The 4121-nt window shown below is 53.6% G+C and carries 4 protein-coding genes and 1 rRNA gene; 2 read left to right on the top strand and 3 right to left on the bottom strand.

Annotated elements, in window-relative coordinates:
• A 23S ribosomal RNA gene (locus tag JKK62_RS07135) occupies positions 1–285 on the top strand; the annotation flags it as partial.
• 171 nt (positions 286–456) lie between these two features.
• On the opposite strand, the gene JKK62_RS07130 is transcribed toward JKK62_RS07135, so the two are convergent.
• Positions 457–1389 (bottom strand): AEC family transporter, encoded by a 933-nt coding sequence (locus JKK62_RS07130; protein WP_201427326.1) that lies wholly within the window; start codon positions 1387–1389, stop codon positions 457–459.
• Between the two features lie 282 nt (positions 1390–1671).
• Here JKK62_RS07130 and JKK62_RS07125 point away from each other — a divergent pair, with 282 nt between their 5' ends.
• Positions 1672–2142, top strand: coding sequence for a DUF6465 family protein (locus JKK62_RS07125; RefSeq protein ID WP_201427325.1), 471 nt, complete (start codon positions 1672–1674; stop codon positions 2140–2142).
• A gap of 63 nt (positions 2143–2205) precedes the next feature.
• On the opposite strand, the gene upp is transcribed toward JKK62_RS07125, so the two are convergent.
• On the bottom strand, positions 2206–2832 hold the full coding sequence (gene upp / locus JKK62_RS07120; protein ID WP_092969809.1) for a uracil phosphoribosyltransferase: 627 nt from the start codon (positions 2830–2832) through the stop codon (positions 2206–2208).
• A gap of 13 nt (positions 2833–2845) precedes the next feature.
• Positions 2846–4121, bottom strand: a 1276-nt coding sequence (locus JKK62_RS07115; RefSeq protein ID WP_201427324.1) for a UDP-N-acetylmuramoyl-tripeptide--D-alanyl-D-alanine ligase, incomplete at its 5' end; no start/stop codon positions are given.

The following is a 4121-nucleotide window of genomic DNA, read 5'->3' as shown; positions in this document are numbered from 1 at the left end:
TCTGTCGTGGGCGCAGGATATTTGAGGAGCTCTGTCCTTAGTACGAGAGGACCGGGATGGACGTACCTCTGGTGCACCAGTTGTCACGCCAGTGGCACAGCTGGGCAGCTATGTACGGAACGGATAAACGCTGAAAGCATCTAAGCGTGAAACCGACTCCAAGATTAGATATCCCATCGTGTAAACGAGTAAGACCCCTTGAAGACTACGAGGTTGATAGGCTGCGTGTGTAAGCATGGTGACATGTTCAGCTTGGCAGTACTAATAGGTCGAGGGCTTGACCACAAAGTATGGTACTTTGGTCTAGTCAGTATCAATATCATCTCCTTCATCTCTTCTTTATTCAGTTTTCAGGGCACTTGCCCTTTTACATACAAAGCACTATCGCGAGATAGTGCTTTGTTTTGTTTTGTAAGGGATAAAAATGAGGGTGTGCCAACGCACACCCTTTTTTTGTTATGGATATAGACTCCAAATCAAGGAAACAATCAACGGCATCGTAATGAGCGACAGAACCGTCGTCGCTGCCACTACGCTGACGCTCAGATCGACGTTGCGGTCGAACTTCGCCGCAAACATCGTCGTAGTCGCCGCCGTAGGCGCTGCACACGCGATGGTAAACGCGATAGTCATGACTCTGTGCATGCCGAGGAAATACATCGTAAACGCCGCGATAAGCGGGATTACGAGCAGGCGGAAAATGCTCGCGAAATAAGAGCCTTTGTCGGAAAAGGCTTTTTTAAAGCTTGCCTGCGAGAGATAGTAGCCAATCACCAGCATCGGGATGGGCGTGTTCAGATTCGCGAGATGTGTCACGGGATTGATGATGATCGGCGGAAGCTTGACGTTGCAGACAAAGAGCACCGTCGCCAATACCGCGCCCATGATACCCGGGTTGAGTAAGATCTTCTTGACCGAAAGCTGTTTTCTGTCGCCGCTCATGTCGAGCAGTCCGTAGCTCCAGACGACGATGTTGAATACCGCGACGAAGATCGAACCAAAGAACCAGCCGTCGTCGCCGAGAAGCTCCTTCTGGAGCGGCAGCGACATGAAGCCGCAGTTGGAAAAAATCAACGCGAATTGCAGCACCTTCCGCCGTCCGATATCCTTGGTGCGGAACACCAGCCGCGCGAGCAGAATCGAGCCGACCAGGATAATCAGAGCAGTCGCCGCCGCGATCAGCATGATGTACAGCGTGTCAAACGAAAACTCCCGCTGAAAGGCGGAAACCATCACGCAGGGCGTGACGACGTAGAGCACGATATCCGTCATGACCTTCGACGCGTGCTCGGTGATCATGCCCTTTTTGCCGCAGAGAAAGCCGACCGCGATGAGGATAAACAGCACAGCGACCTGCTGCGCGATGATGAGAAAGTTTGATAAAAACATAGGCATCCCCCCTGTAAAAATTTTATCATACTTGCGCGGATAACGCAACAGCGTGCGGAAGATTTTCTTATGCAACAAAGTCAAGACGGTATAATCGACAAAATATGCAGTTTATCATTGTTAAAACTGCCTAAGAGAAAATCAAAAAATTTGGAAATATGTATTAACCGACAAAAATAATTTGTAATGATTGACAAAAAATTTTTGTCTATGTATAATAGTATCAATGATAAAGATATGACTTCAACATTATCATAATTCAATGGAAAGAAGGAAATTGAAATGGCAAAGAAAAAGGCTGTAAAGGCTGTAGAAGAAGCTGTAAAGGCTGTTGAGACCAAGGTTGAAGAGAAGGCTGCTGCCAAGGCTGCAAAGGCTGAGGAAAAGGCTGCCGAGAAGGCTGCAAAGGCTGAGGAGAAGGCTGCTGAGAAGGCTGCTAAGGCTGAGGAGAAGGCTGCAAAGGCTCCCGCCAAGAAGGCTGCTCCCAAGAAGACCGCTCCCAAGAAGCCCGAAGCTGTTGAGAAGGCTGTTGCTGCTGCGGCTCCCGCTGCACCCGCTGCTCCCGCTGAGAAGGTTGATTTCTTCGTAGAGTACGGCGGCGTACAGGTTGCTGCCAAGGAAGTAGTCAAGAACATCAAGTCTACCATCGGCAAGGACGCGAAGGAAATCGCTGTTTATCTCAAGCCCGAGGAGAGCAAGGCATATTTCGTAGCTGACGGCGAAAGCGGCAGCATGGACGTATACTTCTGCTAATCAATTCTTGATAAAAGAACCTCCCGATTCTTCGGAACCGGGAGGCTTTTTTATGTGGAAAAATTATTGCGTGCCGAAGATTCTGTCGCCCGCGTCGCCGAGACCGGGGCAGATATAGGCGTTCTCGTTGAGCTGTCTGTCGAGGTTGCCGACGTAGAGCTGGATGTCGGGATGTGCCTTCATCAGAGCGCTGACGCCCTCGGGAGCGGCGATGATGGACATGAACTTGATCTTTCTGCCGCCCTTCTGCTTGATGAAGTCGACCGCGGCAACAGCGGAGCCGCCTGTCGCGAGCATCGGGTCAACGACGACGATGGTTCTCTCATCGATATTCTCGGGCAGCTTGCAGTAATACTCGTGAGGCTCGTGGGTTTCGGGGTCGCGGTAAAGACCGATGTGACCGACCTTTGCGGACGGTACAAGCGCGAGAATACCGTTGACCATGCCGAGACCTGCTCTGAGAATCGGCACGACAGCGAGCTTTTTGCCGTCAATTTCGGGCTGCATGCTCTCCTCGATGGGGCTTTTCACCAAAACGTCTCTGGTGGGCAGGTCGGACAACGCCTCATAACCCATGAGGATCGCGATTTCCTCAACGATCTTGCGGAATTCGTTGGTGCCCGTCGTCTCCTTGCGGAGCATGGTAATCTTGTGTTTGATCAGCGGATGCGTCATGTAAGCGACTGACATATGACTCTCTCCTTTATGTGAAATTATCCTTGATATATGCGGTGATTTTCTCAAACTGCATCGAGTGCGAGGCTTTGACAAGCACCGTGTCGCCGTCCTGCAGCAAGTCGGGCAGCTCGTGCTTGAGCGCTTCGATGCTCTCGAACCACATGCCGTCCGCACCCCTGGCAAGCTCCGTGGCAAGAGGTCCGACCGCGAGAACAAGGTTCACGCCCTTATCCTTTGCGTAGCGTCCCGTGTCGAAATGGAGCGACAGCTCGTCTTTTCCCAGCTCCTTCATGTCGCCGAGAATCGCGACGGTGCGGCCTCCGAAATTCTGTAAGGAATCGATCGATGCGCTGACCGAGGTCGGGTTGGCGTTGTAGCAGTCGTCGATCACGCGAAGCCTGCCCGTGTTGATGACATTCGCGCGGCTGCCGACGGTTTTATAAGCCTGCACGCCGTTTTTCAGCTCCTCGACGGTCAGTCCGAGCAGCCTTCCTGCCGCGACAGCCGCGAGGGCGTTGGAAACCATGTAGCTGCCGATCGCGGGGATCACGACGTCGAGCTGGGTACCGTCAAAGCAGAGGGTGCAGCTCACGCCGCCCTCACCGTTGTTTGCGATGTTTTCCGCGTGATAGCGGTTCTTTTCGCTCAGACCGAAGAAGATCGGCTCCGTGCCGTTCACGTCATGAATCGCGCCGAGCTTGTCGTCGTCGCCGTTGAGGATATAGGCGGCGTTCTCACGCGCGTGGAGGAACATTTCTGTTTTTGCCCTGCACACGCCGTCGCGGTCGCCGAGGTTCTCGAGGTGGCAGCAGCCGATGATCGTCAGCACGCAGATAGTGGGCTGTACCATGCGCGAAAGCCGCTCCATCTCGCCGAAGCCGGAGATACCCATTTCGATGACAGCCGCCTCCGCGTCCTCGGGCATCGCGAGCAGCGTCAGGGGAACGCCCAGCTCGTTGTTGAGGTTGCCCTGCGTCTTGTGTGTTCTGAATTTCTGCGAGAGCACAGCATAGAGCATTTCCTTTGTCGAGGTTTTGCCCACGCTGCCCGACACGCCGACGATCGGGATGTCGAATTTCTCGCGGTACGCCTTGGCGATGTCCTTGACCGCGTCGAGCGTCGACGGAACGAGGATATAGGGCTTCTCCGCGTTTGCGGGAGCCTTCTCGCAGAGGGCGCAGACCGCGCCCTGTTCGTAGCATTTTTCGATGAAATCGTGGCCGTCCACTCTGCCGCCCTTGATCGCGAGAAAGAGGGAGCCGTCTTTGATCTGACGACTGTCACGCTCGACGGAGGTAACG

This window comes from Ruminococcus difficilis (genome assembly GCF_016680995.1).
The sequence above is the reverse complement of the archived record's forward strand: the minus strand, read 5'-3'. Positions and strand labels throughout refer to the sequence as shown.